The following is a 26976-nucleotide window of genomic DNA, read 5'->3' on the forward strand; positions in this document are numbered from 1 at the left end:
CGCCTTCCTACTGAGCAAGCCAGGCGTTGAAGCGCTTGACAAGGTCCTCGCCATAGTCGCCCCAGAACTCGGTGTCGGCGACGAGATAGGCGCCGGCGAGATGATCGGGAGCATTGGGTAGTTTCGGCAGCGCGTCGGGTGCGACGAAGGAAGCCGCGTCGGTGCGCACCGGCCCATAGGTGATGTAGCTTGCGAGCTTGGCGTTGTTCTCGGGCTTGCTGATATACGCGAGATATTTGTAGGCAAGCTCCGGATTGCGCGCGCCCTTCGGAATGCTGATCATGTCGTATTCGAGGATCTGGTTGTTCCAGACGATCTTGAACGGCTTCTTGTCGGTGTCGATCGCGTTCTGGATGCGGCCGTTCCAGGCGGTGGTCATCACCACTTCCTTGGAAGCGAGAAGCTGTGCCGGCTGCGCGCCGGCGTCCCACCAGACGATATCCTTCTTGATGGTGTCGAGCTTCTTGAAGGCACGGTCGACGCCTTCCGGCGTGGCCAGCACCTTGTAGACGTCGGCGGGTGCGACGCCATCCGCCATCAGCGCCCATTCGAGGTTCTGCGCCGGGAACTTGCGCATGGCGCGCTTTCCCGGGAATTTCGTCGTGTCGAAGAGGTCGAGGACCGAGGTCGGCGCTTCCTTCAGCACGGTGGGGTCATAAGCAAGGATATCGCCGTAAGCATCGAGACCGACTCCACAATCCAGCGCCGAGCCTTCGATGAATTTGTCGCGCGGCCCGATCTTGGAATAGTCGAGCCGCTCGAGGATACCGGCGTCGCAACCCTGCAGCACGGTCGCGGTCTCGACCGTCACCAAGTCGATCGGCACATTGCCGGTCTCAACCATGGCTTTGACCTTGCCGAGATCGCCGAGATATTCCTGCTCCAGGATTTTCGCGCCGGTCTCCTTGCTGAAGGGCTCGAACCAGGCCTTGCGCTGCGCGTCCTGCCAGGCGCCGCCGCTCGCCATGATCGACAATTCGTCTGCGAAGGCGGCGCCGGTCATAGCCATGCAGGCTGTGGTGGCCGCGAGCGCGAATAGGCGTGTTCTCAACTGTGTCATTGCATTTTCCCCTGTTTTGGAATGGCGCCGCCCGTTCCGGCATCGGCCGGGAAGGCGCGGCAATCGTTGGGCGCGCAGGAGACCGTCACGGTCTCGCCGTTCGCCATCGTCGCTTCGGGGCCGACCTTGACGGTCAGCACCTGGTCGTTGGCGAGCCTGGCCAGCAGGCGCAGGTGATCGCCGAGATAGATGCGCCCATCGACCGTCGCCGCCAGCGCGTTGCCGCCACTGGCGGCAGCCGACAGGCTGAGCCGCTCGGGCCGGACGGCGACGTGGCAGGCGGCGCCTTGCGTCACCCCGACCGCCAGCGCGGTGATCTCGCCGCCGCCGCTCAGCCGGACAAGGCATTCCTGGCCTGAAACGCGGTCGACCAGGCCTTCCAGCGTGTTGTTCTCTCCGATGAAGCTCGCCACGAATGAGCTTTGCGGGGTGTTGTAGAGCTCGTCGGGCGAGCCCAGCTGGGCGATCCCGCCATTGTTGAACACCGCGACGCGGTCCGACATCGTCAGCGCCTCGCTCTGGTCGTGCGTGACATAGACGATGGTGACGCCTAGCATGGTGTGGATCTGCTTGATCTCGAGCTGCATATGCTCGCGCAATTTCTTGTCGAGCGCGCCGAGCGGCTCGTCCATCAGCACCAGGTTCGGCTGAAAGACCAGCGCGCGGGCCAGCGCCACGCGCTGCTGCTGGCCGCCGGAAAGCTGCGTCGGGCGGCGGTCGCCGAATTGCTTCAGCCGCACCATGTCGAGCGCGCGACCCACACGGGCCGCGATGTCGGCCTTGCTCACCTGGCGGACGGAAAGCGGAAAGCCGACATTCTCCTCTACAGTCATATGCGGGAACAGCGCATAGTTCTGAAACACCATGCCGATGTTGCGCTGGTAAGGCGGCAGCCGATCGACCGGCTGGCCCTCTAGCGTGATCGTGCCATGCGTCGGTCGCTCGAAGCCGGCGAGCATATTGAGCGTGGTGGTTTTGCCGGAGCCGGAGGGGCCGAGCAGCGTCAGGAACTCGCCGCGCGCGACGGCAAGGTTCATCCGCGTTACCGCGAAGCTGCGTCCGTCATAGGACTTCTCGACGTCGGCGAATTCGACAAAGCCTTGATTGGCGCTTGCCGACACGACGGTCTGGCCGGCGCTCATCGCGCGCCTTCCCGGCTGCCGCGGGGTGATTCCGTCTGCTGCTTGCGATCCATGCCTCGTCCTCCCGGAACCGGCCCGCTGAACAGGACGCGCCCGGCTTGTATGGTCACACAATAAGGCTAAAACCGACCATAGATGCAGACAACTTTCACCGTCAAGCGCCAAAATGCGGCGTTGTGTGATAATTTTGATCGGATTGAGTGTCGTACAACCTCTATTGTATGGATCGTTGTCTTATGCTAGATGCCCCGCAAGTGAGACGTCAGCCGCAGTTCGAATCCCTCATGCTCGAAAATCTTCGCCTCACCGAGGATGAAAGTCCGGTCTATCGCCGTCTTGCCGACGCGATCGCCGAACGCATAGCCGCGGGCACGCTTGCCGTCGGCGACCGGCTGCCGCCGCAACGCGAGATCGCCCGTGCATTGGGCATCAATGTCACGACCGTGACGCGGGCACTGTCCACCTTGCAGGAGCAAGGCTTGCTCGAGGCGCGCCCGGGGCGCGGCACCACGGTCGCCGCCCGCGATATTGTCGAGCGTCCGGGATTCGTGTCGGCGCCGAGCGACCAGAGCGGCATCGTCGATCTTTCCGTCAACAGGCCGCCCACGTCAGCCTATCTCGACGCCGTCGCGGCGCTGATGCCGCGCCTTTCCAAGGATCGTCACTACGCCTCGCTGCAGGATTATCATCCGCCAGAGGGGCCGCTTTGGGGCCGTGTCGCGGTCGCCGATTGGCTGAAATCGGTCGCCGGCGATGGCGATCCCGGCCGCGTCGTGCTCGCAGCCGGCGCCCAACACGGCCTCGACTGCGTGCTCGGCGCCGTCACCAGGGATGGCGAAGTAGTACTTGCCGACGAGGTGACCTATCAGGGCATCAATGCGCTGTGTCGCGTCCATGGTCTCGATCTGCGTGGCGTCGCGATGGATCGCGGCGGCATGCGTCCGGATGCCTTCGAGGCAGCTTGCGTTCAGCTCCGCCCCCGTGCCGTTTTTCTGGTGCCGACACTGCACAATCCGACGACGATCACGCTGAGCGAGGAGCGGCGGCATGAATTGGCGGCCGTCGCACGCCGTCACAACGTGCTGATCATCGAGGACGACGTCTACCGTCCATTGGCCGACGATCCGCCGCCCTCCTTCGCCAGCCTCGAGCCGGAGCTGACGATCCATCTCGGCGCATTGTCGAAATGCCTAGCGCCCGGCCTGCGCCTCGGCTTCGTCATCGCCCCGCGCCCAATCGCCGGCCAGATCGCCGCGGCGCTCCGCATCAATTGCTGGAGCATCAGCCCGCTCACGGCGTTGATCGGCGCCAGGCTGATCGAGGAAGGGGCTGCCGCCCGCATCATCGACATCCAGAAGCAGGAGTTGCGCCAGCGCCAGGCGATCTTGAGCGAAATCCTCGGCCGCTTCGACGTTCAGAGCAACCCGATCTCGACGCATGCCTGGCTGCGCCTGCCCGAGCCCTGGCGTGGCGCCGGCTTTGCCCGCACCTGCCTGGAGCGCGGCGTCGCCGTTCTGCCGGGCGACGCTTTCGCCGTCGGGCGCGAGCCGGTGCAGCATGGCGTGCGCATCAATGTTGGCGCGGCGCGATCGCAGGAGGACCTGCGTTCGGCGCTGACCATCATGGCCGAGCTGCTCGCCGCTGGCCATCTGCAATTGCCGGGCTTCGTCTGAGGCCATGACCTCCGCGCCGAAATCAGTCGAGATCGCCATCATCGGCGCCGGCGTCGTCGGGCTGGCTACGGCCTTGCGCCTTGCCGGCGAAGGACGCGAGGTCCTGGTCATCGACCCGAACGAGCCCGGCTCGGGCGCTTCGTTCGGCAATGCCGGCACGATCGCCGAATATGCCTGCATGCCGGTCGGTAATCCCGGTGTGCTGCGCGCGCTGCCGAAACTGCTGCTCGATCCCGACAGCCCGTTCTCGCTGCGTTGGGCAGCACTTTTCCAGCTCGCGCCATGGCTGGTTCGCTTTGTTCGCCAATCGCTCCCGGCGGCAACCCGAGCCAATGCGCTGGCGCTCGCCGGCCTGCTCGCCGAAGCCCTGCCGGCCTGGAGCGAAATGGTGCAGGAGGCCGGGCTTCAGGATCTAATGCGCCGAAACGGCTGCCTCTATGTCTACCGCCGCGACAGCGATTTTGCCGCCTCCGAAAGCGGGCGGGCTTTGCGGGCCGAGCTCGGCGTCCATCAGCAGGTTCTGACCGCCGGTGAGGTGGCCGCATTGGAGCCGCGGCTCGCGGCGTTCGAGGCCAAAGGGCTCTATTTCCCGGATTCGATCAATGTCAGCGATCCCAGGTCGGTGATGGCTCGGCTGGCGGCAGCCGCCATCGCCAGGGGCGCTCAATTCATGCGCGCGAGCGTGACCGGCCTCGCAGCGGGTGCCGGCGGCGTACGTCTGAGCTGCCCGGGCTTTACTATCGCGGCGCAAAAGGTGGTGATTGCGGCTGGTGCGCGGTCCCGCCCGATCGCCGCCCAGGCTGGCGACCGCATCCCCCTGGACACCGAGCGCGGCTACCATCTGGAGTTTTCGACCGCGGCGCCTTTGCTCAACCGCCCGGTCTGCCCGGTCGATCTCGGTTTCTATATGACGCCGATGGACGGCAGGCTGCGGGTTGCCGGCACTGTCGAGCTCGGTGGGCTCGATGCGCCGCCCAATCCGTGCCGGCTGGCGCTGCTCGATCGCGGCGTTCGGCAGTTCTTCCCCGACCTCGCCCGACCATCGTCCCAATGGCTGGGCTTCAGGCCGTCGCTGCCGGACTCGCGCCCGGTGATCGGCCCGTCGACGAAATCGCCTGATGTGGTCTATGCCTTCGGCCACGGCCATCTGGGGCTGACGCTCGCCCCGGCGACAGCGCGTCTGGTCGCGGATATCGTTGGCGGCCGCGGTATTGGGCGCGCCGGGCCGTTTGCTGCGAATCGCTTTTAAGCGCTTCCAAAGCTAACCGGGCCTAAAGATTAGCGCGACTCTCAAACGGGGAGATGGCCCGTCTAATTCGTTTGCGGTTGACGAACTCGAAAGCTTTCGCGCGCGTCTGAACGCGGCGGGATTTGCATGCAACGACGACGAGCCGATTGATGGCTTTTACCGGTCGTACATGTCCTATCCGTTTGGTAATCGGATTGAGGTGATGGAAGTCACGGGACAACGTTGACCGGCAGAACCAGAGGCCGATACGTTTGGTGTCATAGGACCGCTACATCGTTACGCCGGGCTTGATCCAGTCCCCGCAACCAATTCTATCATAAATCTATAACCGTCCCGGTCTAACCGGGACGGCTTTTTGCGTTTGAAGGGGCAAGCAATTGCCGCGGCGCGCCTGGCGCCGCGTGTGCTCATTTTTCCATAAGTGGGAGCCGCATATTAGGTTCCGCTGATCTTAATTGGACCTTGAACCTTCTCTTTCGGGGAGCGTTGCCATTGGATTCAGGAGGTTTCCGATGGCGCGCTTTCAAATCGGAGAGATCTATGGCGAACGCATCGTTGCCACGGCATCTGCAGATGCACCTGATGCGCTCAGCGCCGCAGAGACCCTGACCGGAAAGGCGATCTCCACCAAGGCGTTGCAAGAGCACTGGTTTCGGGTTGTCGACGAACGCGAAGGCACCGTCCACGAATTCAGCATTGCGGAGGAGCCGCCAAAGGATTTTGCCAAATGATGAACTGCTTCGGCGCAAAGCCCGGCTCGCAGATCGAGGGTGACACAGGATTATGCGAGCCGGGCCTAGCCGCCGACACCTATTCCGGGGGGACGTGGTTCAAACTCGGCGGTAAGTAAAAGTTGTTCGATAATCGCTCGTGCTGCAATGAGGACTGAGGTCCCATTATCCTACCTGCTATGGTCCATTCGGAGCTCGCGAATGCGCCTGTCCCGATACGATCGTACGACCGTCGCCGAAGGTGGCGTGGCGTCGCAGCCCACAGGTCTGCCAGTGCGGATATATCCCAGCTTGGGCGCACTGGACCAGGCGATCGCCCAGTCGGCGGGCGATGATCGGACCAAATATCGCCACCATCAGCCGGCGTGCTCCGACACGGGACAGGTTGCCCCTGTGCAACGATGGAGCGGAACCCGCATGGCTCTCGAACGCAGAATTAGTTGCCGCGAGCCATGACCACATTGAGCGATCAAACGATCAATGTGGTTTTGCGACCGTTTTGGCTGGAGCGGTGTCGGCGCCCAAGGGCTGCAGCCAAACACCTTCCCCGGTGGGGCTGCTGTGACCACGGCTGCGCCCGACCGTCGCAGGAACAAAACGCCCTGGCGCCGATTGGTTTTTGAAGGGACCAAACCCGCGGAGGAAACGGGATGACGGTCGAACTTGTAGTTCTCGAAATGGCGGCTGCCCGGCAGCACGCAAAACGAGCTGACCAGTCGCTGAAGCAAGCGACGGCCATGCTCGACGATAACCATGGAATCGCTGTGGGCATTGCGCTGTGCTGCCGCATCCGAAACGGGCAAGCGCGCGCGAAGGCGGCCAAGCGTCGCCTGCTGAAGATCGCCCCACCAACAACCGCGCACTGACGAGCAACAACACTCATGCAGATAAGAGCATCGTTAGTCCGCTGATATCGATGCAAGCGCCCACTACCGCGCCATGGATGATCTACACGAAGCCCTCTTGAAGGCGGTGAAGGAAATCACCGGGAAGGATGCAGAGTTCATCCGCTGGTTGGGGGCGGGTTCGCGTTAGGCCTTGGGGAACGATTGGGCAAACGGTCTCAACCGACGTCGATCCAGGCGGGTGCGTGATCGCTCGGCTTTTCCCATCCACGGGTCTCGACATCGACACCCGCGGCCAGAATGCTCTCCGCAAGGCATGGGCTTACGAGCAGATGGTCCATCCGCAGGCCTGAGCTTCGGTCGTAGCCGCCGCGATAGAAAAAGTTCCAGTAGGTGTATATGCCCTTGTCTGGATTGATCCGACGGATCGCATCCACCCAGCCCAAGCTCAGCATGCGGGCATAGGCTTTCCTGCTTTCCGGGAAGAAGACGGCGTCGCCCAACCAGCGGCGAGGTACTACGGCGTCTATCTCGGTGGGGACGACGTTGTAGTCACCACAAAGCACCGTGCGCTCGCCTAGTAGCGATTTGCTGTAGTCGACGAGACGCTCGAACCAACGAAGCTTGTAATCGAATTTGGGCCCTGGCGCCGGATTGCCGTTAGGGAGGTATATGCAGCCGACGATGAGACCGTCGATCTCCGCCTCGAGATAGCGGCTGTGGGTATCGTCAGGATCGCCCGGTAAGCCGCGACGGCGCTCGACCGGATCCCTGCCACGCGCCAGTATAGCCACGCCATTATAGGATTTCTGGCCATGCCAGATCGCACTGTAGCCGAGGTCCCGAATCGCCTCGACGGGAAATTTGTCGTCCGACGTTTTCAGTTCCTGAAGGCAGACCACGTCATAGTCGGTCTCGCCAAGCCATTTCAAAAGCACCGGCAGGCGGCCATTGACCCCGTTGACGTTGAAGGTCGCGATCCGGGTCATCCCCTCGATTCCTGCTGGCGCCGCCTGAATATTGCTCTAGCCGGTCCGATGCTTAGGTGCCCGCTCCTGCCGCGAAGAAATGGCCCCGTCGAGACTTCGACGGGGCCGTATCTTTAGAGCGGTGTGGTTCGGCGAACGCGATCGCGTTCCGCTTCGATGTCATCATAGGGCTCTGCGTTGGCGTCGAACCCTGTCCAGCCGCCGGCCTCGTAAGCGCTACGCCTCTCGTCGAGATTGACGGAACGCTCTCCTCGCAGGATCCGTTCAGCCTCGCCGGCAAGCCGATCATCCAGTCTGGCAGTCACCAGACTGCCTCCGCGGCGCACGCCCTCGGCGTAGACATGTGCATCACGTTCCGAAACGCCAGATTCAGTCAGCGCCCCTACTATGCCGCCTGCGGCTCCGCCCAGCACGGCGCCGCCAACCGCGCCGACAGCCGTAGCAGCGAGCCAGCCTGCGGCCACAACGGGCCCGACACCGGGGATCGCCATGATCCCGAGCCCCGTGAGCAGGCCGCCCGCGCCGCCGACGAGCGCTCCCAGGCCGGCACCAGCGGCGGCATCTTCGCCGGCTTCTGAAGTCTCGTCCTGCCGATACCAATTGTCGGAATTGTTGGCCACGATGCTGATGTCGTCTCGCGGCACGCCAATGGCTTCCAATTCGCGCACGGCGTCGGAGGCGTCCTGATAGTCATCGAAAAGTCCGGTGACAGTGGTCATTGTTTCACTCCATTTCTGAGTTCGGTTATTGAGCGCCGGCAACCACGTTGCCTTGGAAATCGAGCGCTACGGTCACCTGCTTTCCGTCTTTCTGGGCGGTGCCGCGCCAGATGCCTTTGTCGTCCTTCGTCAGCGCGCTGACATTGGAGAAGCCGGCATCCTGAATCCGCGATTTCGCCTGCGCTTCGGTGAAGCTGTTGGCGCCAGGCACGGGCGCGGCCGGATTATTGGTGTCGCTCGTGGACACCGCGGGCGTCGTCGAGCTCGTCGTGGAAGACTTGTCGCTGGTGCCGGATGCGATCTTTTCGATCATTTCCTGATGCATTTTGAGCGTCGGCAACGTCTGCTGCGCGAATGTCTTGAGCTGAGCATTGTCGCCGTCCTTGGCGTAGCCTTCGAACAGCTTCACAGCGTCAGCATGTGCGTCGCGCTGCATCTGCACGTAAGACTTGTCGAATGCGTCCTTGCCGGTGTTCAGGGTGTCGAGTTCGCTCTTGTGCGCGGCGTCCGTCTGGGCAGGCACCTTCAGTTTCTGCTCGCCGGCGATCGTCTCCAGCTTGGCGTTTGCCGCGCCGTGATCGTCGATCATCTTCTGCGCGAAATCTTTGACTGCCTGATCCTGAGCCTTGCCTTGTGCGATCTTGCTCGACTCGACCTCGAACATGCCTCCGGCGGCGGCCTTGTCGACGAAGTCCTGAGCTTTATCGGCGGCATAGGACGGCACGGCAAATGTCAGGACCGCGCAGGTGGACAGCGCTGTCATTAGAAGGCGGTGTTTCATCGATAAATTCCTTGCTGAATGGGTGTCACTCAACAAGCGCCAGACCCCTTTGTTCCGGCCGCCACACGATTTCGGGTTGGTGGCGAGAGCACCTCTTTCACCGGCGGCGACATTCGGACCGGCTGTGTGGACGAGGTAGGTTCCTCGCGGGCGGGCCCGTCTGCCGCGCGTCTGAGGAAGCTGCTGCGCTCTGCATCATGCTGTCGCCGGTATCGACAGGCTCTTGCTGATCCGGTGCAACTGCTCGCGATGCTGGCGATCCGATTGCCGGCTGCGGCTCTGGCTTCCCTGATCACGGCCTATTGGTCCGATATCTGGCGCGTGCTGCGGGGCGGCTAAGCACGCACCGAAGCTAGGTGATCTCGTAATAGAAATCGCAAATCAAATCGGCGACTTTCGCCGCTTCGAAGTCGGTCATGTGCGCCGCGTTCTCTACGGCGACCTGACACTCTGATGGCAAGAGCAAGATTCGCGACAGCTGTATGCTTGGTTTTTTGCATGCCTTGCGCCCGCCTTTGGGGCGGCGGATCTGATGGAAGAATTTAGCTACGAGGCCCAGATCACGGCATGGGAAATGCGAGCCGGCGAGGTGGTGGCGCCGTCAGCACGCAAGGCGGTCCTGAGGGCTATCGCGACGAACTTCAGTGCGACAGCGACCTACGCCGGTATGGATGTGAACAGCACTTCGAAGGTCGCGGAAGCAATCCAGGATGCTGGCGACTTTTCCGTAAAGCCGCGGGGAATGATAGCGAAGGCGAAGTGCGATTTGCCTGGTACGATTCCAACCAATTCGCCACTGTCGCCAGCACACTCAAACCAGAGCTCGTCTTGTTGCAGATCGAAAGGATGCCCTCCATAACGATCGTAGTCGACCCGGTTCCACCGGTTGACTACCTTGTCCAGATCAACGGCGACCCGGTTCGGGTCAATAATGAGGGCCGATACAGGGTCGACGCCGGCGACGTGGTCGTTCGGGTAACTCGAGCGTCGCGCCAAGATTGTCGCTGGAAGGGAAACCTTCAGGCCGGAGCCGTGCCACACGTGGCGTGCAAGCTTTGAGTCCGAGCGATGCTCGCGCCGGGTGTGCGTGTCCCCGCAACCAATTTTATCATAAATCTATAACCGTCCCGGTCTAACCGGGACGGTTTTTTGCATTTGCAAGGGCACGCTGCGGCGCGCCTGTGGGTGCATCACAGCGTCGAGGAGACACGCGAAACGGGTGCGCGAGCAAGTTGGCGCGCCTAGGTGCGGGTGTACCGCGCCTTAAGGGAAGCCGCGCGTCGGCCTGAGATCAGCTTGTTGCGAACAGGTCTGCGCAGCCGGTGCGGTTGTGCGGCGCTGGGTCTCATCCGTCGCCCGGCAATTTGCGGACGACCACGCGCCGGAGCTTCGAGCCGCGCACCTTGTTGAATCGCACCGCGAACTGCCGCTCGGCAAAGACGATCAATCGATCGTCGCCCCCGATCGCGTCGATGATCCGAAGCGGATCCTCCCAGCCGCATAGCGGCGCCGGATCGCCGAACTCGATGGCATATTCCATCGTCTTGAGTGAGCGGGCTTCTCGGAACTGCGCCACAGCGGCTTCCACCTGCCGCCAGTGCCTCCAGCTGTGGTAGAGTTCGCGGCGGACTTCATTGTCTGTTTCGGCTTCGATCAGCGGTAACAGCCCGTGGGACTCGCCGGCGGTCCAACCCAGTGCCGAACAGAGCGCCACGCGCTCTGCCGCTCTCGCCCCGTCGAACTTCTTCAGCAGCAACGGCCAGGCGCGATCGCGTGCCCGGCGCAGTTCGACGCAGATAGCGCGATAGGTCTGGGTAAGTTGGCCGGCACTAAACTCTTCGCCGAGGGTCGCGATCATTGCGTCGAACGCGCTGTCGTCCAGTGTGCGGACGCTTTCGACCAGATGTTGGCGGCGCCGGGGATGATCGTTCCACGACTGGACGAACGCCTGTGTTGCGAGCGGCCTGTCCACCTTCGAGAGCAGCTTAATGGCATCGGGCTGCGCGTTGACGAACGTCGCTGGCGCGGCGAACGCTTGGTCGAGCAGAACGTCCATCGCGCGTGGCCGGTCATGGTCAAGGACGACCTCGAGGAAGCGATCTCCAGAAAACCAGGTGCCGTGCATCATGCGGAAGCCGGCGCGCCACAGTTCTGGTGATGCGCCACCCTGACCGAGGCGAATTGCCAGCGCTTGGCTGTCGTGCGACTTCCACGATTTTGCAGTCTCGAGCGGCGCGAGATAGGTGTCTAAGGCGGTCCGGGCGGCATCGGAGCGGTCATTGAGCAGCACGTTGAGACAGGTCGTGCTCGCGTCGCCGCTCTCGGCGACCTGGATCTCTTCCAGCGCGCGCGCCACCATGGCCTCGGCGGGGTCGCCGATTTCGATCGCGACCTGCATTGACCGCGCCGCAACCGCGCTGCCGGGTGCACTGGTCTCGAAGCAGGCGAGAACCGCCGCTTCGTCGCCCTTCGCGGCGAACTCCGGAATCAAACGGAGGCCGAGCATGACAGACTTCTGGTCGTCGCTCAGGAGCAACGCCAACAGGCGGGGGCGCCAAGTCGCCGGATTGATCGCTAGTAGCATGCGCCAGAGATCGAGCAGGGCGTCATCGCTCCCATCGGGAGTAACCCCGACTTCCACCAGCTTCTCGAGCCGCGCGACCACCGTTTCGGTGGCACAAAAGATGCTGCTAGTGATCCCGCTATGCGCCCTGCCAAGGTCTTCGGGCGACAGGGCATGAATCACTAGCCGCTCATACTCCGCGCCGCCGATTCTCCGCAATAGTCGGCGAACCGCGACATCGTCATCGTCATGCGTACCGTCGAGATGCGTTACCGCCCGATTGGCGATCGCAGCGGAAAGCGCCGTGTTGCGGCGCGATTCGAACAGGGTATCGTGGACGGGGTCGAGCGTCAGGCTGCCGAGTACCGTCAGCAGGTCGCGGCGCGGATCGCGCCCTTGATTGGGCGTCGGTCCCTCGATCCGCGCTTCGAGCCTGTCGAGCAGCAAGACGATCGTGTCCGGGTCGATGCGGCCCTCGATGCCATGCCAGAGCGCCGCGAGCTTTCCGCCGCTTGGGTCGGCGGCGATGAGCCAATCACGAAGCGCCGCGGCGGTGCGGCCAGGATCGTGATCGAGCAGCCGATCGAGCCAATAGCGGCTATAGGGCAGCGATGGCTGTGGCGGCTTCTGCTCGATCGCGCGCAGCGCGGCGTCCACATCGATCTCGGCCAATGCCTCCATTGCGTAGGATGCGCTTCGATCGCCCGCCTTTATCTTCCGCTCGAGCGTTTCCCGATCGCTTGCATCGCCGAAGCGGGCGAGACATTCCATCACCACAGCCTGGCGATCATCGGGGATGATCTGCAACATCTTCTCGCGCATTTGGTGCCAGATCGGCGAGCCCACCGCGGTTTCGAGCGACTTCAGCAGAAGGGCGGCCAGCCGCAGTTCCTCCTGACCGTCTTCCGCTTCGATCAGACGGCCGAGCCAGGCGGGGTCGGCGCGGACGAGCAGCTTAAGCGCGGCTTCCATCCGCTCGAAGAGATCATAGTCGAAGCGCTTGGTCTCGCGGTCGCGGTTGAGATCACAATAGGCTTGCCAGAGGTCGTCGCGTTGGGCCGTGAGAGGCCAGCGGGCTCCCAACGAAATCGCGATCGATCGGCCGGCTTTGTCACCGCTCCACAATCGGGTAAGCAGCGGCTCTCGTGTTTCGGACACCGGGGGCAGTGCAAGAAACGCTTCGGTCAGATAGGTTTTGATGGGAACGTCGCCAGTGGTCACTCGGGTGGCGCGCTCCTCGAGCACGCCAACGATCCGGTTGCCGGCGGTCGGCAGCAGTTCGGCATAGAGTGTATGGGCGCCTGTTCGGTACTCACTTTCGAACTGTTCGACAAAATCGACGGCGTCCTTTGTGCGGCCGCTCAGCCCCGAGATCAGCCACACCAAGTCCATGAGCAGAAAACCCAGGCCGGACAGCTTAGTCTTGTCGGCATCGTCGCGCTTGTCGAGCGCGCTGACCTCGCCGGCGAGGGTCGCGGCATCGATGACGCCATTCTCGAAATCGCCGGCAAGTGCAATGGCGATCGCCCAAGTTAGCAAGCGATCATGCGCGAACGACCAACGATCGCCAACATTGCTGAGCCATCCCGCCGCGATCAGTAGGTCGAGCTCTGTCTCAGAAAAGCCAAGAGCCACGATTTCGTCGTCGGTAAGCGCACTGCGGCGTTTTGCGATGAGGCTCTTCGCCATAGCCTTTAGCCGCGTGCCGGCGAGCTTACCGGCCCGATGCTTAGCGCGGTCCCAAAAATCCTCGAGCACGCGATACTCGGTTTGCGGATCCCAATGTTCGAGCTCGAGCGCCAGCGTGGCGTAGATGCCGCACAGAACAGGCAAACGCAGCATGCGGCGGATCTCGCGAGGCACATGTCCGGCCGACACGCCGCGTTTGTCGAGCGCCTCGAACAACTGGGTTGGGCTGAACTCGCCCACCCGATGGATCGGCACCTGAGCGAACTCCTCAAGGCGAGCTTCTTGCGCCACCGGAAACTCGGCGACGAGGGGCAGGCCGGGGCCGAGACCCCCAGCGAGATGAATGGATTGGAGGACCGCGGCGTCCCGGCAGCCTTCCCACAAAATCGGGATCGTCGCGTCGGGCGCATCCTGCATCCGCCGCCAGGTCTGGCCGAGCACCGACGCTTCGAGCGGCTGCTCCAGCGCTAGAGCACCGGCGCCGATCGTCAGGCGGAGCTGCCGTTCCAGCTCTTCGCGGTCGGCTGCACGGATGAGGACGGCTGGCTTCCCCGACTCGGCAAGCGCGGCGGCGAGCCGGTACAACACCCATGACTTGCCGCACCCGGAATTGCCCGAGACGAGCGTCAGCGGATCGTTCGGCGTCATGAGGATCGGCGCGCGGATGTCGAATACCGGATCGAACTTGCGCGCAGTCAGTGCACCCGCGAGCGCGGTTGCGAGCCGCGCGCTAGCGGCGTCGCTATGACCCGCATACGCGCCCGGCAACCCGAGACGGGACAAGAGATTGTCTACCGAGATACGGGCGTCGTTCCGGCGAGCCTTGTCCGCTAGATGGCCGACTAGCGTATCCAGCGCCTGCTCGCCTTTTTCGGCGTAAGGCACACGCTTGTTGAGGAAGCGGATCGCCTCAGAGCGCGCCTGCTCGGCGTCCATCCGCGGGGCAACTGTAAAGCGACTCATGAAGGTCGAGAAGCCGATATCGAATGCAGCGAGTTCGGCGCCTGATGCCGTGTGGATCTCGCGCAACCGCGCTAGCGTATCCTTCACATGTTCGTTGATCACGATCTTCTTGCGCGCGGTAGCATCGCCGCTCGCGTAAGCCTTCAGCGATTGGATCAGCGCGAGCGTCGGCTTGCTGACGCCGTTAGTCGTGTTCAGCGTGTATTCCGCGGCTTCCCGGTCTAGATGCGCGCGGTACAGGTCGGGCAGAACCTTGCCACCGACGTCGCTGATCGAAACCGACTTGGCGCGGTGCTTGAACTGAATGACCTTGCGCGCGGCGGCTTCGAGGCTGAGGTCGCCGCCGGCCGATGGTTCGAGGATGGCGATGATAGTGTTGGGGTCGGTTTTCGCGCCGATGGAGCCAAATTGTGCGCGAACGAGCTGACCGATCGACGCCAAGATCTGATGCACGAAGCCATAGATGGCAGCAGCGCCACCCACACTGGACCCGCCGGCGCCCGCGGCGGGAAAGTTGCGCCCTGATTTGGGATTTTCGCCCATACTATGAGTTTTAGAGCAATACCAGACGCATCGGAAAGCCCCCTACGCCATGCTGGATGAATCAACCATAGCAGCGTAGTGCAAACGAAACGGCCTCCCGGCAAAATCCGGGAAGGGAGACCATGCGCGCTGCCTCTTTCTCTGAATCGACATGACTTCCTCCCTGATTTTCAGTCGGAGATCACGCGCATCCGTTCTATGTTTGGCCCTGTTCCCAACAGTCCCAACCCAAATGCGCCGCTCCTAACGGAAGGGAATCTTATCGGGATTGTATCGTCTATATCGAAGCTGGCACCTGCTTTGAATTGAATTCAAATATCGCCGTGCATCGCGAAACCGAGGGGCCGGACGGTCGATGAACCCAAGGCCCGCGCGGTGGTCAACTTCGAGGCCCTAGTAATGAGGTGCCGAAAGCGATATATTAAATTCCATTGTTTACTTCAAAATCGGAATATTTCGATGGCCGATTTGGGTTCGGGACAGGCGCCGCCGCCAGCACCGGCACTAACCCCGCCGGTTAAAAACAGTACACTTTTCAAAGATTCGGTCTTTTTGGCCGCTTTGATCGGCGCCATTATCGCCGGGCTTGCCAACGCATATGTCGCATTCATCAACAATAACACTTTGGTTGATGTCGAGAACCACAAAGAAGCTCAAGAGCGCTATATGGAGGTAAGGAAGGCTGAATTGGCGCGCCTGCTAGAGATCACCAAGCTTGACGTTGCACCGGCTAGAGAAAAGGTCAAAGCGTTTTGCGATATGTTTCTCATCACGGACCAAGCGGTTTGCGGCGCGAGCAAATCAGCGCAGACGACACCGCCGACCAACACGGCCAAACCTGTAATCGCCTCCTGGGATTCACCTTGGGTTGGCGGCGGCCACAGTCAAGAAGAGATGTGCAATGTTGGCTTGGCGGCGCTCACAAACGGCCAGTACAAGGGTAAGACATTAACGATCCAGACGATGTCGGAAGACTCAAACAAAGATTTCCTTGGACACGTGACCTATCGATATCATTGCACGTATCTCGTGTCATAGCAAAGGCGGGTGATGTGATCCGGTGTCCCGACAACCTGTGCGTTTTGCATTGAAATCGTGGCACAAGCGCACGTGTGATTTACCGTCAAAGCACATGATTCGCCTTGATCCCTCACGGCGAAATTGCGCCGCCAGTGCAATCAGCAATATCTGAAGGCTGCCTTCCTCCCCCGACCGGCTGCCCCTGCGCGGGGCCTGATGACACTCCGTAACCTCCGACCGTGCGCTATGGTCGAGGCCCTGCAAAGACTTCCGATTTGCAACTAATCGCTACTTCTTCGGTGCAATGCGCGAATTCTGCTCGCGGCTTGATGATGCCAACGCATTCTCCCCTTCGATCAGAACATGTTCAAAGGCGGCCATGTCGGTTTTCTTGAAGTTATCGCGACATGCGACGACCAACTCAGTTGCCGCAGGCAGGCCTGCTACTGCCGCCTCCCGGGCAAAGAAGAGCTTCGCCACCTCAGCCATCAACGCGTTGCCGGCCTTCTTGAAGCCTTCAGTTGCATCCGAATAGTGCTTAGAGCCGGCATCGTAGTTTCCCCTCCGCATCTCGATCAAGCCCAAATTTGCCTGCTTAATCAGCCAGTTCTTTTCATCGTACTGCCCGATAGGCCGCAGGCATTGTTCGGCCTCTTTCAACCTGCCGACGTGGGCCAAGACAAAGGCGCGATTGTTCAGGAGAATCGGTGCATCCGGCCGGACGAGCAAACCCTTATCGGCAAATTCAAGTGCTTGCTCGAGATCGCCGATCATCCCAGAGGTCGAAGACCCAATCTCAAAGGGTCGAATAGAATAAGGCTCGGCATCTGACCATCTCCTGCAAGCATTGGGCACATCCCGATATTGACGGGATCGAAGCAAGTGGAAAACCGTCGCCTCGTCGGCTTCAGGTGCGGTCACCAGGCGATGCGACGATACCAGCTCGATTCCAAATGCTGGTGAAGCCCATTCCGCTTGGGCTAGGGCATTTCCCGTCGGATCGAGCGTGCTTTGGCGAAATAGATCGCGTGCCCGCTTTTTCCTACCTGCCTGAAGTTCAAGGGTGGCCATAGCTCCAGACAGTTCCGATACTTGCCGGGGGTAAAATTGTCCCTGGTCAACCATCCGCCGTCCCTGTTCAAAATAGCGTGGCTTTCGATGAGCTAGCTCGGCTATCGACAACTCCGCGGCTATCAGCCACGGATCGGTCGGTGTTCGGCCGCTCTTGGCTAATATGTCGTATGCCTTCGCAGGATCGTGCAGATGCAGAAACAGCCTGGCCGCAGACCGCAATACGTGTCGATCGTTCGGTGCCAATTGGAGTGCGATTAGCATGGATCGCAATGCGGCCTCTCGGCATCCTGAGGCAACGTCAAACAAGGCGAGTTCCACCCAGGCGAGCGGACTTTGCGGATAGAGACGGGTCCGCTTTCGCCAGATGTTCTTGTCAACTCTTGGAAGAATGGTGAGAGCGGCGGGCAACTCAGCTTGGCGTCCGGCGCGTTTGAGGGCGAGACCCGCCAGACGCTTAAGAGGCAAGGTGGCGGTCGATCTTTCGTCAAGCAGAAACCGGGCAGCGGAGATCGCTTCGGTTTCGCGCGCCTCCACCAAGGCCGCTTCCACCAGTTCACCTGCGGCAATAATACTGGGCGCGTTGCGCCACATGCTGAGCTTTTCTAGCAGGTGATCCGCAAGCGCGTAGCTGGCTTTCTTTTCATCGATCTTTGCAGGAGATGCTAGTTCCTTGGCATCGATCGTAACCGCCAGACTTCGCCACCGGGGTACCAGTCGGCGTTGAGTCGTCCAGATCGTGGGTATCATGCCACTCGCCGCGCCAATCTGGCTTTAACTTCAAGCACCTTGACCGTGTGCGTTAGCCGAGCGACGTAGCGCTCTATCGAATAGTGATCGTGCTTACCTACTGCTTTGGGGTCACCTCGGAGGGAGAGATCAGGATTGCAAAGCTCTCTCACCAAAGCAAGTACGTCAGTGCGCACCTCGGCCGACAGGCGTGCACTTAACTCCTCCAGGGTCCTTGCAAACCCTTCCTGCAGGTAGGGCAATACCGATGCGTAGTCGGACATCCACCGGGTCCAATGGTGCTGCGGATCAAGACGGGCAAGCAGTGAGGCCATCATGTTTGTGCCGGTGAACAGGAAGGCAGCCAAATTGCCCAGCATGTAGAAATCGCTACCCATCCGACGGACGACAAAATCGGGGCTGACGTGCCCATAAAGGAGTTCCGGGGGCGCATACGTTCGATCGCCCGGGAACGCGAGATCATCATGCCAGATCGATCTTCCCCCCATCGAAGACTTGCCGAAGTCAGCGACTTTGAAGCCCCGGTCTGCGTAGCAAAGCACGTTGGAGGGCTTTAGATCTTGGTGCGCGATGCGTTCTCGGTGAATCTGTGCGAGACCCAGACATGCATCCCGCAATGCTCGCATGCACCACACAACGTCGGATGAATCGGCTTCATCCATCTGCACACGGATATCTCCCTCGGCTTTCTCAAACAGGAGATAGTAGACTCGTCCTTCCATGGTGCTGTACTCAGGCACAGCGATTGAGCCGTGGGCCAAGGCCAGCGTGACATGCGACATCCGCCGGCCCCTGCAGTGTTCCAACACGTTGCGCTCGTGTTCGTATGACGCAATCATCACCTGAACTTCTGCAAGCGTGTCCACACCCGGCTGGAACGCTTCTGAAAAATCAAATGCCTTCAAGAAAGCGGTTCGCTCCCCCTTCTGTGCTAGGTAGCTGTGCGAAAACATCCCGCCGGTGCTGCCAGCAGGCCGAGGTATCGCGGTTACAACTTTCCAGCCGTCGTCCAGCACAAGTCCTTGCAATTGCGAAGACGCAGTCAATCCCTCTCTCCCGCCTTTTCCATTGATGCTAAAATGCCGCGAACTATCTCTTCCCCATGTTGGGATAAAAAGAGAGCACGCCGACGAGGGTCGTCAGAACTCACGGCCTGAACGATCAAGGGAATGGGCGGTGCGGTATCGGGACTTTGATACCGGCCGAGAAGAATCGACACGAAACGGCTCGCCGACGGTTGAGGGATGCCGACGCGATCGGCGAGTTCATTCACAGACAGACCGGGCTCCGCGGCGATCGCCAAAAGGCTCGTCATGTGTGCCAGGTAGAGTTGGTCTCTTAACGGTCTGAGAGCTTCAGAAAGACGCCGAACATTCGCGCGCTGATTTGAGGTGAGGCCGCCCATCATATTCATTTCCAAATTTACATTCATATACGAATATACGCAAAAATGCCGGCTTTGCAAGTGACCATTTAACCGGCAGAATGGCACCTCTTTAGCGGGCGCGTTCTACATCGCGCTAGTGCAATCTCGCGCCGTGTTCGCTAGGAGCTACAAGCATAGAAAAATTGGGCCGTTCGGCGTGCTTCGACCCCGTGCTGAAAGAATGCTACCTGCGTTAAGGCTGAACGCGGGTTGGTCCGCTATAGCCTTAAGGGCAATTGACATCGCCAGCTGCGAAGGTCATCTATGTCGGGCGACTCGCATGCAAGGAACCCCATGCTTCAGCGTGGGCGCGGATACAGGTGCCTGAGGCGGACCCGGTGTGGTATCTGAATAGGCCCAGAAATTACGCTCTCGGCGTGGGGAGAATTTGTGTGCCGTACGGGTCGAGGAACATTAACCAATTCCCAACCGTTTTGCTCTCATTCTGACTGCGAGGTGCAGCGATGGCATACGCCGAAATTCCATCCGATGAGCAAGTAGTCGGAACCCTTGTAGAACTGGGTGGCAGCGCGACTGCGCTTGCGCTTTGCAACGCGTTAGTGGCAAAGGGATACCCGCGTCCGGATAGTCAGCTCGCCATTCAGCGCACTGCCGAACGAGGTCGGATCAAAATTGGTACAGACTGGACCCTGATTTTGCCCGCGAAGGTTGCCGCCTGACCTTAGTGTGGAGCGACACCGATCGCAGCGCCCGTCACCATCGCAAGGGCACAGGCGATCAGCGAAGCGACTTCGAGCGTGATCGCGACCGAATTTTGTATTCGTCAGCCTTCCACCGGCTCGCCGGCATAACGCAAATCGTGCGTGCCGGGGAGGCGAATGTTTTCCATACCCGCCAACAGCACACAATAAAAGTCGCGCAAGTCGGACGGCGCCTCGCCCAGAAGCTGGTGAGAGAGCAAGCAAAGGCGGCTGCCTTCAGGGGCCTTGACCCGGAGGTGGTGGAGGCGGCTTGTTTGGCTCACGACCTTGGTCACCCGCCTTTTGGTCATATTGGGGAGCACACCCTCGACGAGTTAGTGATACGGCACGACGACGACGGTTTCGAGGGCAACGCTCAGTCTTTTCGCATACTCACTAAGCTGGCGATCCGCTTCCCTGATGCGGATGGAATGGACCTGACCCGTGCAACTTTAGCTGCGTCGCTCAAATACCCCTGGTACCGTCAGAAAACTGGCAAGCAGGCTCGCAAATGGTCGGCTTACCAGTCCGAGGCAGATGACTTCCAATTTGCCCGGGCCTTTCATCAGCACGCCGAGAAGACGCTGGAGGCCGAGCTGATGGATTGGGCCGACGACGTCGCGTATTCGGTCCACGACCTTGAAGACTTTCATCGGTGCAACGCGTTACCTTGGCAGAAGGTGTTTGCCGAGAAGGACAAGATCATCGACCATGCCATGGGAGGAAGCAAAGACCCAGTTCGCCGAGTTGCCCTGACGGAAGCCTATAACCGCCTCAAAGAATTCCTCGACGGCACGTATAGCATCCTCTTGTCCGAACCATATGAAGGCGCGCGAGAGCAGCGCGAACAGTTGCGAAGGCTGACGTCAACGCTCATAGGGAAGTATATCGGTGCCATATCGATTAATGATAACCCGTCTCAGGAGAAAGCTGTTAAATTTGATGAAGACCTCGTAAATGAGGTCCAAATACTTAAGCAAATCACGCGGGATTATATCATTGGTAGCCCGACTCTCGCGGCGCAGCAACATGGTCAGAAAAAGATCATCACTGACCTGTATGACGCCCTGACGTCCCACCCGCACAATCCAGACGGATATCCGCCCTTTCTGCCCGTGCGCTTGCGATATCTCCGGCCTATAGCTGGGACGAGCCCAGCAAGATTCGTCGCCGATTGCATAGCGAGTCTGTCTGAATCTGAGGCGATCGCACTACACTCTCGACTTACCGGCGCTGCCACAGGATCTGTCCTCGACCCGATTGTCAGGTGAAACGGCATGCCCCGGCAGTGGCTGCTCTTTGGCTTGGCAAACGGCTCAATGTACACGTAAGCGAAACGCAAGCCGCATCGAACTGATGCCGTGTGTTTGCAGAACACAGCAGGCCAGAAACCTCCAGAGTGCAAAGTTGGTGTTACAATAATCAATGGCACCGATGAATAGTTTGATGCGAAATTGGCGGTTCTGAAGACATGCGGGTTCGCTATGTGGACGGCGAAAACTGCGAGAGATGCAGCGCTGCAGCGTATTCGCGAACGTCCATGTTGCTCTAGTTCATGGCTTCAACGTGGATCCCCCAGAACGCCTGGGAGCTACGATTGCGCGCATCCGTGCTCACAGCCAAGCGCCGCCGACCGCGCTTCTCCAACCGCTTCGCTCGCTCACCTCGCTCGTCAGTTTGCCTCGCTCGGATACGATGTCGGGCTGATGCCGCCAGAGTATGTGAAACCGTATTGAAGTCGCACAAGAACGACGATCGCGATGCCGAGGCAATCGCCGAGGCGGCGACACGACCCAACATGCGCTTCGTACCGGTCAAGTCGGAAGAGCAACTCGATGTGCAGACTTTGCACCGTGCGCGCGAGCGGCTGGTCGGCACGCGGACGGCCCTGATCAATCGACTGCACGGTGTGCTGTTCGATAGCGGCATTGTCATTCCCAAGGGCGCCCAAAGCTAAACCTGTGGCTGCGCGAGAACCCCGCCGTACAACAGAATCCTAACCGCTAGGATGCAGCTACTCCTTCACGACATGGTCGACGAACTGCACGCACTCGATCATCGGATTAAGCAGCTCGACCGAGAGTTCGAAGCGCTCGCGAAGAGCGATCAACGGGCTCGTTTGTTGCGTAGCGTGCCAGGCATTGGCGCGCTCAACGCGACGGCGCTGGCGGCAGCGGTCGGCGACGTGTCGGCGTTCGTCAAGGGACGTGACTTCGCCGCCTGGCTGGGCTTCTTCCACTTCCGATCACGACCGGCGGCAAGCCGCGGTTGACGGGATAAGCAAGCGCGGTAGCATCTATATGCGCGTGCTTTTGATCCATTGCGCGCGAGCGGCACTGCCATATCTGGCGCGAATGGACATCCGGCTCGGTGCCTGGCTGGAAGCGCTGCTACAGCGTGCCAAGCGCAATGTAGTGGTCGTTCCGCTTGCCAACAAGCTGACCCGGATCGCTTGGGCCGTGATGTCAAAGCAACTCCCCTATGAAGCCGTAACGGCCTCGAAAGGGTAACGAGTTGGTCGAGTGGGCGCGTCCCGGCAACTGCTTGGCTGCATGAAGTTTGCGGGAGGAAGTACATAGAGATGGTCCAACGGTTGATCGGCGTTCGACAAACCTGTCGGCAGGCAGCGGCCCTTTCGAGGTCGTGTATCTTGTTAGGAGCTGGGCGCGCGAATCTCCATCTTGGCAGGGCGCCTAAAGCGTCGAGGCCGGATACATTGGTGCAGACCGGGTGTGCCTCTCAAAACATTCCGCTTGCAGACGGGGCGGGCGATCCATGGCCTGCGGCCGTGCCGATCGTGAGACGGCCGGACTGCGCCGGATTGCCTGTGATGTTGCTCCGTCAGCCCGTTGGAAAAGTGCGCCACTACGGTTCCCGTGCTGCAAATAAGCAGCGCTGCTACGCCGTCGCAGAGCGCGGAAGACTGCACGGCACATCGGTACTCGACGCCAGAATATGGTATCGCGTCATAGAGCATAGAATAGTGTATTATCGTATATTATAGAATTAACGGCGATGCAAAGGAAATGTCACGGAAAGCACAACCGAGGGATGGCAAGATAAAAGACCACACATTGTGGCTCGGTCGGCTGTTTGTTTTTTATGGGATTTTTAGCGCCCTCGACACATTGTGAGACTTGGTCGCAATGTGCGCTCCGATGCGAAACAATTGTACTGGTTCCACAATTTGCAATGTGCTTCTCAACCGGCGATTGCGATTGTCCACGGATATTGTGGAAGTGGTTCCGCACTGTCGTGAGGTTAGGCCCTGGATGGCTGCGGCGTTGTCATGAGGGCAGGCTGCTTCTTGTCGACAAGGTTTCTGATCGGCTGTCTGCGACGTTGATCGCACAAAGTGCGAACGTTTGACTGCCTGCTCTGAATCGATACGCCGGCGCCACGCTGTCTTAAAAGTTACCCAAACCGCTGATAGGCGGATGACGAGCGATGTGTATCACCAGCCGCTGCTGGCAGTGCGATATCGACCGCGATCGAACTGAGAACTTTTCGCCGTGCAACTGACACGCCTTGAGCTTTACAATCGAGTCTGCGAGAGGCCTCTCAGCAAAATCGCTCCAGAGCTCGGAATTTCCGGCACGGTGCTGGCATCAATATGTAAGCGGTATCAAGTTCCCTATCCTGGGTCTGGATATTGGACGCGTAAATTGCTCGGGCTCGCGGTAGACTTGCCGCCACTGTCGGAGGCATCGGACGAACTGATCGAGCTAACGTCCTCGACCCCAAAGCCTCGACGAAAGAGAACCGTGAAGGAAGGCTCTGTTCGCCAGTCAAGGCCTGCCATGAAACCGCAGCGTCCGGCGCGCCATCCACTGCTCTTCGGCGTTGAAGAGCACATGCGAAAAACACGCGACGTAAAGCAGGGCGAGTTCCTTAGGCCCTACAAGAGAATCCTGCCGGATCTGATTTCCTCAGAGGCTCAGTTGCTTCGCGCACTCTCGATTGCCAACGATCTCTATCTCGCGCTGGACGAAAAGGGATACGGCGTTCAAATCGCGCCGGCCGCCGACGACCTTGATCGCATCCGCATCAAGGAACAGGAGGTGGAGAGCAAGGATCGCAAATACGGGCACTATCACTCCGGGAGCATCTGGGCTCCGGATCGACCTACCGTCCTCTATGTCGACACGGTGCCGATCGGGCTCGCCATCACCGAAATGACCGAAAGAGTGACGGTGCGATACTTCGATGGCGAATACCATCGGGAGGACAGCAGGCTCATCCGATCCGCCAAGCCTTGGCAGCTAACGCATTCCTGGACGAGAGAGCAGGACGTGCCCTGCGGGCGCTTTCGGGTCATTGCCTACTCGCCGAAGAAGGGCGTCGACTGGTCGGTTAGCTGGCAAGAGACCGGGGAGAAACCGCTTGGCGCTCTGATCCCTACAATCGCGGAAACATTGAAGGCGGCCAAGGGCACTCTTCAGCGCCTTATGGACGCCGAGGAGGTGGCGGCGGCGAAAAGGAAGAAAGAACGAGAGGAGGAGTGGCAGCGCTATCTAAAGCAGGAGGATGCCCGCAAGGTGGCTGAGGCACTAGCCGACAGCCAGCAGCAGCTTGCCGACATCATTGCAAGGTGGGGCAGGGCGATGACAGTAGAGCGCTTTTTCCTCGATGCCGAAGAGCGGTTGAACACTACCGACGACGAAGATCGCCGCAAGCGCCTGGAGGAGCGTCTGGCTCTCGCGAAAGCAATGATGGAAAGCGTCGATCCGCTGGATTTTATCGAAAGCTGGTTGGCGCCGCAGGAACGGTACCAGGCAAAATTCATCTAGACGAGATATGTGCTGCCTAGCCTTGTTCATGGGCCGGCGGAAACATGCGGTTTTCGGGTCGCGGATCGGGCGTGGCAGCCTTCTATCCGGCCGGAAGTACCTGGCGTGCCAGACTGCGGCGAATTGGAAGGCTGAATGATAGTTATCGAAGAACCCTTTGGGCTTACATAGTCGCACCAATCTCACGGCTTCCCAATTTGAGGCAAAGGAACTAGGGGTCCAATATGCCCGCCCTAGTGCGTATATCTCAAGCCACGCAAGGTGCAATTTGCGGCGTAGACGTGCAGGTCATGCGGCTACTTGTCAAAATCACTCGCTACGAGCAAATTGAGATTTTTGGGAAACACAAATGAGAAAATTGACGTTGGCCGGTGCGTTCTTACTGCTTGTAGTTTATGCCGGGATCACCCCCAGCTTGGCGGAGGAAACGTTACAACCTAATATGGACTTTGCTAAGTCGCCATGCGTTGAAAAAGGTAAGCATGGCACAAAGGGCATAGTCGCCAGGGTGTTTCCCAAATTGGGAGACAACAATCAATTGCAACTTGTCGATGACCGTACTTCCTGGGAGCAAAACTTCCCCACTCTCAGCACCGACAAATCGATCGAGTTCCTCATGGCAGGGGTCTACGATGCGTGGGCGATATATTACACTATGGAGGACAAAAAGGGCCTGATCCGGGGTTTCACAGTCCAGTACGCTTTCGGCGACTTGGCCTCTAAATTTGCTCCAAGATGTCTGGTTTTCCCCGATGCGCCTGAGAGAACAAATGTAGATAAAATGGCACCGATTGCCGTGCAGCTTTATCTCGCGGGGTTAAAGAAAAAAGACAGCGGAACCTTGGAAGAAATGAAGGCACGTCTTAAGAAACTCGTCAAGGAGAGGTAGTTGCGTCCGCCGCTGTGCTCTGCGCGATTGCCTCCAATCCACTGCCAAAATCGGCGAGATTTAAGTCTTCTCTGTTTTTACGAAACCATCCCCCATAGAGATTTTCAAATTGGCCGGCTTCTGCGTAAAAATATGTCTGCGCGTACTTCTTATCGCAGGCTTTGCTTTTGATGCAGATATCTAGCTGATTAAAAAAGTCATTCAGCACGAGCAAGGCTTTGCGCAGGTTATAATCTTTGTTCTCCTTGACAGATTCATCAATCATCAAAGTCACGAAATGGTCGAGCATTTTCGACGATATACCACCAACATTGATGAATTTCACTTGTTCAGAATAAGTGAACCACGACGATACCAGTTGCTCGCGGGAAGAGGCAACTCTGTCAGCCTGGTACAGGCGTATATACTCTAATGTGTTCTCAACCCGCTTTGCGGCAACTTGATCTGACTGCTGCCAAAAGAAGATTGGAACTCCACATGCAACCACAATATATGAGAGAGTCTCAAGAGCGTCTTTGAAAACGGCCAGCTTCGATACGCGCGTCCCGCTCTTATCCTTTAGATAATTCTCGTCAGTCGTACCCGGATTCAACATTCTGGGATCGGGAGCCGCACCAGGGCCTCCCCCCCTGCACCCTTCTCCGTAGTAGGCTGAATCGTGCCATTGCCGAGGTATTTCACCAGGCATGTCAGTTCACGCTTGCTGAGCGCAATGATGCTGTCGGGCGATGCTGGCCCTGTAATCTTTTTCTTTATGCTCGGCACCGAGTTTGTGGCCGATCCAAGCAGTTCTTCCGTCGTAGGGACAACACGGGGGCATGCGTCAAGGAAAATGACGATAGGATCGTCGCTCGTCTGCAAATACGCCTCATAGTTCGCGACAAGGCAATTCAACCTGTCGGGGAGTACAAGGAGGTCGGGCTGAGCCGCTTCAGCAGTTCCTGCCGTCAATAGCGCCGCAGAGCCTGCAATCAAAATAACGCGAAGTCGCTTGACCATTCCTAGGGGCTCACAACAGACATTCATAAAACTCGACCCGACAAAGCGAGATTGCGGATTTCGATCCCTTATGCAAACAGAATTAGAGAGAATTTTGCGCAGTTCTCCAAATATCTCGGAGCGTCTATCGGATGAGCGTGACAGGTTTGCGTTTTCTGGCGTGTTTAATGACCGTGTGCGCGAATATCCCTATCTCGTCGGCAATCGCAATGGACTTTACCTTGACGAGAGAATTGGGGATCGAGGCTGATGGCCATGTGTTTCCTGACATTGTTGCAATTGCTGCCAGCGGAGTGATCGAAGACGGGGACTCGGCAAAGCTGGCGGAAGTCCTGCCCTCGGCGGAGCGGGACCAGTTTGGAAATGTACGGGTTTATCTAGAC

Annotated in this window: 25 protein-coding genes; 13 read left to right on the top strand and 12 right to left on the bottom strand. The window is 59.6% G+C overall.

Annotation, left to right across the window (positions count from 1 at the left end; genetic code table 11):
* Positions 1-7: 7 nt before the first annotated feature.
* The gene (locus FJW07_RS29815; RefSeq protein ID WP_140859720.1) at positions 8-1060 is read right to left on the bottom strand and encodes an ABC transporter substrate-binding protein; all 1053 of its coding nucleotides are present in this window, start codon (positions 1058-1060) and stop codon (positions 8-10) included.
* Positions 1057-2202, bottom strand: coding sequence for an ABC transporter ATP-binding protein (locus FJW07_RS29820; protein ID WP_140859721.1), 1146 nt, complete (start codon positions 2200-2202; stop codon positions 1057-1059). Before FJW07_RS29820 ends, FJW07_RS29815 begins: the two co-directional genes overlap by 4 nt.
* Positions 2203-2486: 284 nt before the next feature.
* Here FJW07_RS29820 and FJW07_RS29825 point away from each other — a divergent pair, with 284 nt between their 5' ends.
* From FJW07_RS29825 to FJW07_RS29840, 4 genes are all read left to right on the top strand, one after another.
* Complete coding sequence (locus FJW07_RS29825) at positions 2487-3875, top strand: PLP-dependent aminotransferase family protein (RefSeq protein ID WP_140859722.1); 1389 nt, start codon at positions 2487-2489, stop codon at positions 3873-3875.
* Positions 3876-3879: 4 nt separating this feature from the next.
* Entirely contained in the window at positions 3880-5124 is a 1245-nt protein-coding gene (locus tag FJW07_RS29830) for an FAD-dependent oxidoreductase (protein WP_140859723.1), read from the top strand.
* A 512-nt stretch (positions 5125-5636) separates the two neighbouring features.
* Entirely contained in the window at positions 5637-5855 is a 219-nt protein-coding gene (locus FJW07_RS29835; protein ID WP_140859724.1) for a hypothetical protein, read from the top strand.
* A gap of 650 nt (positions 5856-6505) precedes the next feature.
* Positions 6506-6721 (top strand): hypothetical protein, encoded by a 216-nt coding sequence (locus tag FJW07_RS29840; protein ID WP_140859725.1) that lies wholly within the window; start codon positions 6506-6508, stop codon positions 6719-6721.
* 197 nt (positions 6722-6918) lie between these two features.
* Here the strand turns inward: FJW07_RS29840 and xth are convergent, their stop codons facing one another.
* The 5 genes from xth to FJW07_RS29865 form a co-directional block, all read right to left on the bottom strand.
* The gene (gene xth / locus FJW07_RS29845) at positions 6919-7689 is read right to left on the bottom strand and encodes an exodeoxyribonuclease III (RefSeq protein WP_140859726.1); all 771 of its coding nucleotides are present in this window, start codon (positions 7687-7689) and stop codon (positions 6919-6921) included.
* A gap of 113 nt (positions 7690-7802) precedes the next feature.
* Entirely contained in the window at positions 7803-8408 is a 606-nt protein-coding gene (locus tag FJW07_RS29850) for a general stress protein (RefSeq protein ID WP_140859727.1), read from the bottom strand.
* 25 nt (positions 8409-8433) lie between these two features.
* On the bottom strand, positions 8434-9189 hold the full coding sequence (locus FJW07_RS29855) for a DUF4142 domain-containing protein (protein WP_140859728.1): 756 nt from the start codon (positions 9187-9189) through the stop codon (positions 8434-8436).
* 657 nt (positions 9190-9846) lie between these two features.
* A complete protein-coding gene (locus FJW07_RS29860) occupies positions 9847-10185 on the bottom strand; it encodes a hypothetical protein (RefSeq protein ID WP_140859729.1) in 339 nt (112 codons plus the stop codon).
* Positions 10186-10534: 349 nt separating this feature from the next.
* Positions 10535-14947: a hypothetical protein gene (locus FJW07_RS29865; RefSeq protein WP_140859730.1), complete on the bottom strand. Its 4413-nt coding sequence runs from the start codon at positions 14945-14947 to the stop codon at positions 10535-10537.
* A 459-nt stretch (positions 14948-15406) separates the two neighbouring features.
* On the opposite strand from FJW07_RS29865, the gene FJW07_RS29870 reads away from it, so the two are divergent.
* A complete protein-coding gene (locus FJW07_RS29870; RefSeq protein ID WP_140859731.1) occupies positions 15407-15985 on the top strand; it encodes a hypothetical protein in 579 nt (192 codons plus the stop codon).
* A gap of 270 nt (positions 15986-16255) precedes the next feature.
* Here the strand turns inward: FJW07_RS29870 and FJW07_RS29875 are convergent, their stop codons facing one another.
* The 3 genes from FJW07_RS29875 to FJW07_RS29885 are packed head-to-tail and all read right to left on the bottom strand — an operon-like array spanning position 16256 to position 19196.
* Entirely contained in the window at positions 16256-17788 is a 1533-nt protein-coding gene (locus FJW07_RS29875) for a hypothetical protein (protein WP_140859732.1), read from the bottom strand.
* Positions 17785-18834 carry a serine/threonine-protein kinase gene (locus tag FJW07_RS29880; RefSeq protein ID WP_140859733.1) on the bottom strand — a complete coding sequence of 350 codons (1050 nt, stop codon included), beginning with the start codon at positions 18832-18834 and terminating at the stop codon, positions 17785-17787. Before FJW07_RS29880 ends, FJW07_RS29875 begins: the two co-directional genes overlap by 4 nt.
* The gene (locus FJW07_RS29885; protein WP_140859734.1) at positions 18831-19196 is read right to left on the bottom strand and encodes a MarR family winged helix-turn-helix transcriptional regulator; all 366 of its coding nucleotides are present in this window, start codon (positions 19194-19196) and stop codon (positions 18831-18833) included. Before FJW07_RS29885 ends, FJW07_RS29880 begins: the two co-directional genes overlap by 4 nt.
* 482 nt (positions 19197-19678) lie before the next feature.
* Here FJW07_RS29885 and FJW07_RS29890 point away from each other — a divergent pair, with 482 nt between their 5' ends.
* The 7 genes from FJW07_RS29890 to FJW07_RS29920 all read left to right on the top strand — a co-directional run bounded on the left by FJW07_RS29890 (position 19679) and on the right by FJW07_RS29920 (position 25594).
* Positions 19679-19894 carry a hypothetical protein gene (locus FJW07_RS29890; protein ID WP_140859735.1) on the top strand — a complete coding sequence of 72 codons (216 nt, stop codon included), beginning with the start codon at positions 19679-19681 and terminating at the stop codon, positions 19892-19894.
* A gap of 5 nt (positions 19895-19899) precedes the next feature.
* Positions 19900-21186, top strand: coding sequence for a dGTP triphosphohydrolase (gene dgt / locus FJW07_RS29895; RefSeq protein ID WP_140859736.1), 1287 nt, complete (start codon positions 19900-19902; stop codon positions 21184-21186).
* A gap of 284 nt (positions 21187-21470) precedes the next feature.
* Entirely contained in the window at positions 21471-21872 is a 402-nt protein-coding gene (locus tag FJW07_RS32330; RefSeq protein ID WP_140859737.1) for a transposase, read from the top strand.
* 72 nt (positions 21873-21944) lie between these two features.
* Positions 21945-22187, top strand: a complete 243-nt coding sequence (locus FJW07_RS29905) for a transposase (RefSeq protein WP_181182759.1) — start codon at positions 21945-21947, stop codon at positions 22185-22187.
* Between the two features lie 28 nt (positions 22188-22215).
* A complete protein-coding gene (locus tag FJW07_RS29910; RefSeq protein ID WP_140859739.1) occupies positions 22216-22425 on the top strand; it encodes a hypothetical protein in 210 nt (69 codons plus the stop codon).
* A gap of 1290 nt (positions 22426-23715) precedes the next feature.
* Positions 23716-24705, top strand: coding sequence for a hypothetical protein (locus tag FJW07_RS29915; protein WP_246680905.1), 990 nt, complete (start codon positions 23716-23718; stop codon positions 24703-24705).
* Between the two features lie 349 nt (positions 24706-25054).
* Positions 25055-25594, top strand: coding sequence for a hypothetical protein (locus tag FJW07_RS29920; protein ID WP_140859741.1), 540 nt, complete (start codon positions 25055-25057; stop codon positions 25592-25594).
* Here the strand turns inward: FJW07_RS29920 and FJW07_RS29925 are convergent.
* Together FJW07_RS29925 and FJW07_RS29930 are read right to left on the bottom strand one after the other, a co-directional pair.
* Positions 25581-26189 carry a hypothetical protein gene (locus FJW07_RS29925; RefSeq protein WP_140859742.1) on the bottom strand — a complete coding sequence of 203 codons (609 nt, stop codon included), beginning with the start codon at positions 26187-26189 and terminating at the stop codon, positions 25581-25583. The two genes, FJW07_RS29920 and FJW07_RS29925, sit on opposite strands and share 14 nt — an antisense overlap.
* Positions 26183-26593 (bottom strand): hypothetical protein, encoded by a 411-nt coding sequence (locus FJW07_RS29930; protein WP_140859743.1) that lies wholly within the window; start codon positions 26591-26593, stop codon positions 26183-26185. Before FJW07_RS29930 ends, FJW07_RS29925 begins: the two co-directional genes overlap by 7 nt.
* 131 nt (positions 26594-26724) lie before the next feature.
* Here FJW07_RS29930 and FJW07_RS29935 point away from each other — a divergent pair.
* A partial coding sequence (locus FJW07_RS29935) for a hypothetical protein (protein ID WP_140859744.1) occupies positions 26725-26976 on the top strand: 252 nt, incomplete at its 3' end.

Source organism: Mesorhizobium sp. B3-1-9 (assembly GCF_006439595.1).
In the GTDB taxonomy this organism is placed as follows: domain Bacteria; phylum Pseudomonadota; class Alphaproteobacteria; order Rhizobiales; family Rhizobiaceae; genus Mesorhizobium.

What these genes read in the sequence shown, in the direction of transcription:
- FJW07_RS29815 (WP_140859720.1), bottom strand. Translation starts at nt 1,060, where the DNA reads ATGACACAGTTGAGAACACGCCTATTCGCGCTCGCGGCCACCACAGCC.
- FJW07_RS29820 (WP_140859721.1), bottom strand. Translation starts at nt 2,202, where the DNA reads ATGAGCGCCGGCCAGACCGTCGTGTCGGCAAGCGCCAATCAAGGCTTT.
- FJW07_RS29825 (WP_140859722.1), top strand. Translation starts at nt 2,487, where the DNA reads ATGCTCGAAAATCTTCGCCTCACCGAGGATGAAAGTCCGGTCTATCGC.
- FJW07_RS29830 (WP_140859723.1), top strand. Translation starts at nt 3,880, where the DNA reads ATGACCTCCGCGCCGAAATCAGTCGAGATCGCCATCATCGGCGCCGGC.
- FJW07_RS29835 (WP_140859724.1), top strand. Translation starts at nt 5,637, where the DNA reads ATGGCGCGCTTTCAAATCGGAGAGATCTATGGCGAACGCATCGTTGCC.
- FJW07_RS29840 (WP_140859725.1), top strand. Translation starts at nt 6,506, where the DNA reads ATGACGGTCGAACTTGTAGTTCTCGAAATGGCGGCTGCCCGGCAGCAC.
- xth (WP_140859726.1), bottom strand. Translation starts at nt 7,689, where the DNA reads ATGACCCGGATCGCGACCTTCAACGTCAACGGGGTCAATGGCCGCCTG.
- FJW07_RS29850 (WP_140859727.1), bottom strand. Translation starts at nt 8,408, where the DNA reads ATGACCACTGTCACCGGACTTTTCGATGACTATCAGGACGCCTCCGAC.
- FJW07_RS29855 (WP_140859728.1), bottom strand. Translation starts at nt 9,189, where the DNA reads ATGAAACACCGCCTTCTAATGACAGCGCTGTCCACCTGCGCGGTCCTG.
- FJW07_RS29865 (WP_140859730.1), bottom strand. Translation starts at nt 14,947, where the DNA reads ATGGGCGAAAATCCCAAATCAGGGCGCAACTTTCCCGCCGCGGGCGCC.
- FJW07_RS29870 (WP_140859731.1), top strand. Translation starts at nt 15,407, where the DNA reads ATGGCCGATTTGGGTTCGGGACAGGCGCCGCCGCCAGCACCGGCACTA.
- FJW07_RS29875 (WP_140859732.1), bottom strand. Translation starts at nt 17,788, where the DNA reads ATGATACCCACGATCTGGACGACTCAACGCCGACTGGTACCCCGGTGG.
- FJW07_RS29885 (WP_140859734.1), bottom strand. Translation starts at nt 19,196, where the DNA reads ATGATGGGCGGCCTCACCTCAAATCAGCGCGCGAATGTTCGGCGTCTT.
- FJW07_RS29890 (WP_140859735.1), top strand. Translation starts at nt 19,679, where the DNA reads ATGGCATACGCCGAAATTCCATCCGATGAGCAAGTAGTCGGAACCCTT.
- FJW07_RS32330 (WP_140859737.1), top strand. Translation starts at nt 21,471, where the DNA reads ATGGCTTCAACGTGGATCCCCCAGAACGCCTGGGAGCTACGATTGCGC.
- FJW07_RS29905 (WP_181182759.1), top strand. Translation starts at nt 21,945, where the DNA reads ATGGTCGACGAACTGCACGCACTCGATCATCGGATTAAGCAGCTCGAC.
- FJW07_RS29910 (WP_140859739.1), top strand. Translation starts at nt 22,216, where the DNA reads ATGCGCGTGCTTTTGATCCATTGCGCGCGAGCGGCACTGCCATATCTG.
- FJW07_RS29915 (WP_246680905.1), top strand. Translation starts at nt 23,716, where the DNA reads ATGAAACCGCAGCGTCCGGCGCGCCATCCACTGCTCTTCGGCGTTGAA.
- FJW07_RS29920 (WP_140859741.1), top strand. Translation starts at nt 25,055, where the DNA reads ATGAGAAAATTGACGTTGGCCGGTGCGTTCTTACTGCTTGTAGTTTAT.
- FJW07_RS29925 (WP_140859742.1), bottom strand. Translation starts at nt 26,189, where the DNA reads ATGTTGAATCCGGGTACGACTGACGAGAATTATCTAAAGGATAAGAGC.
- FJW07_RS29930 (WP_140859743.1), bottom strand. Translation starts at nt 26,593, where the DNA reads ATGGTCAAGCGACTTCGCGTTATTTTGATTGCAGGCTCTGCGGCGCTA.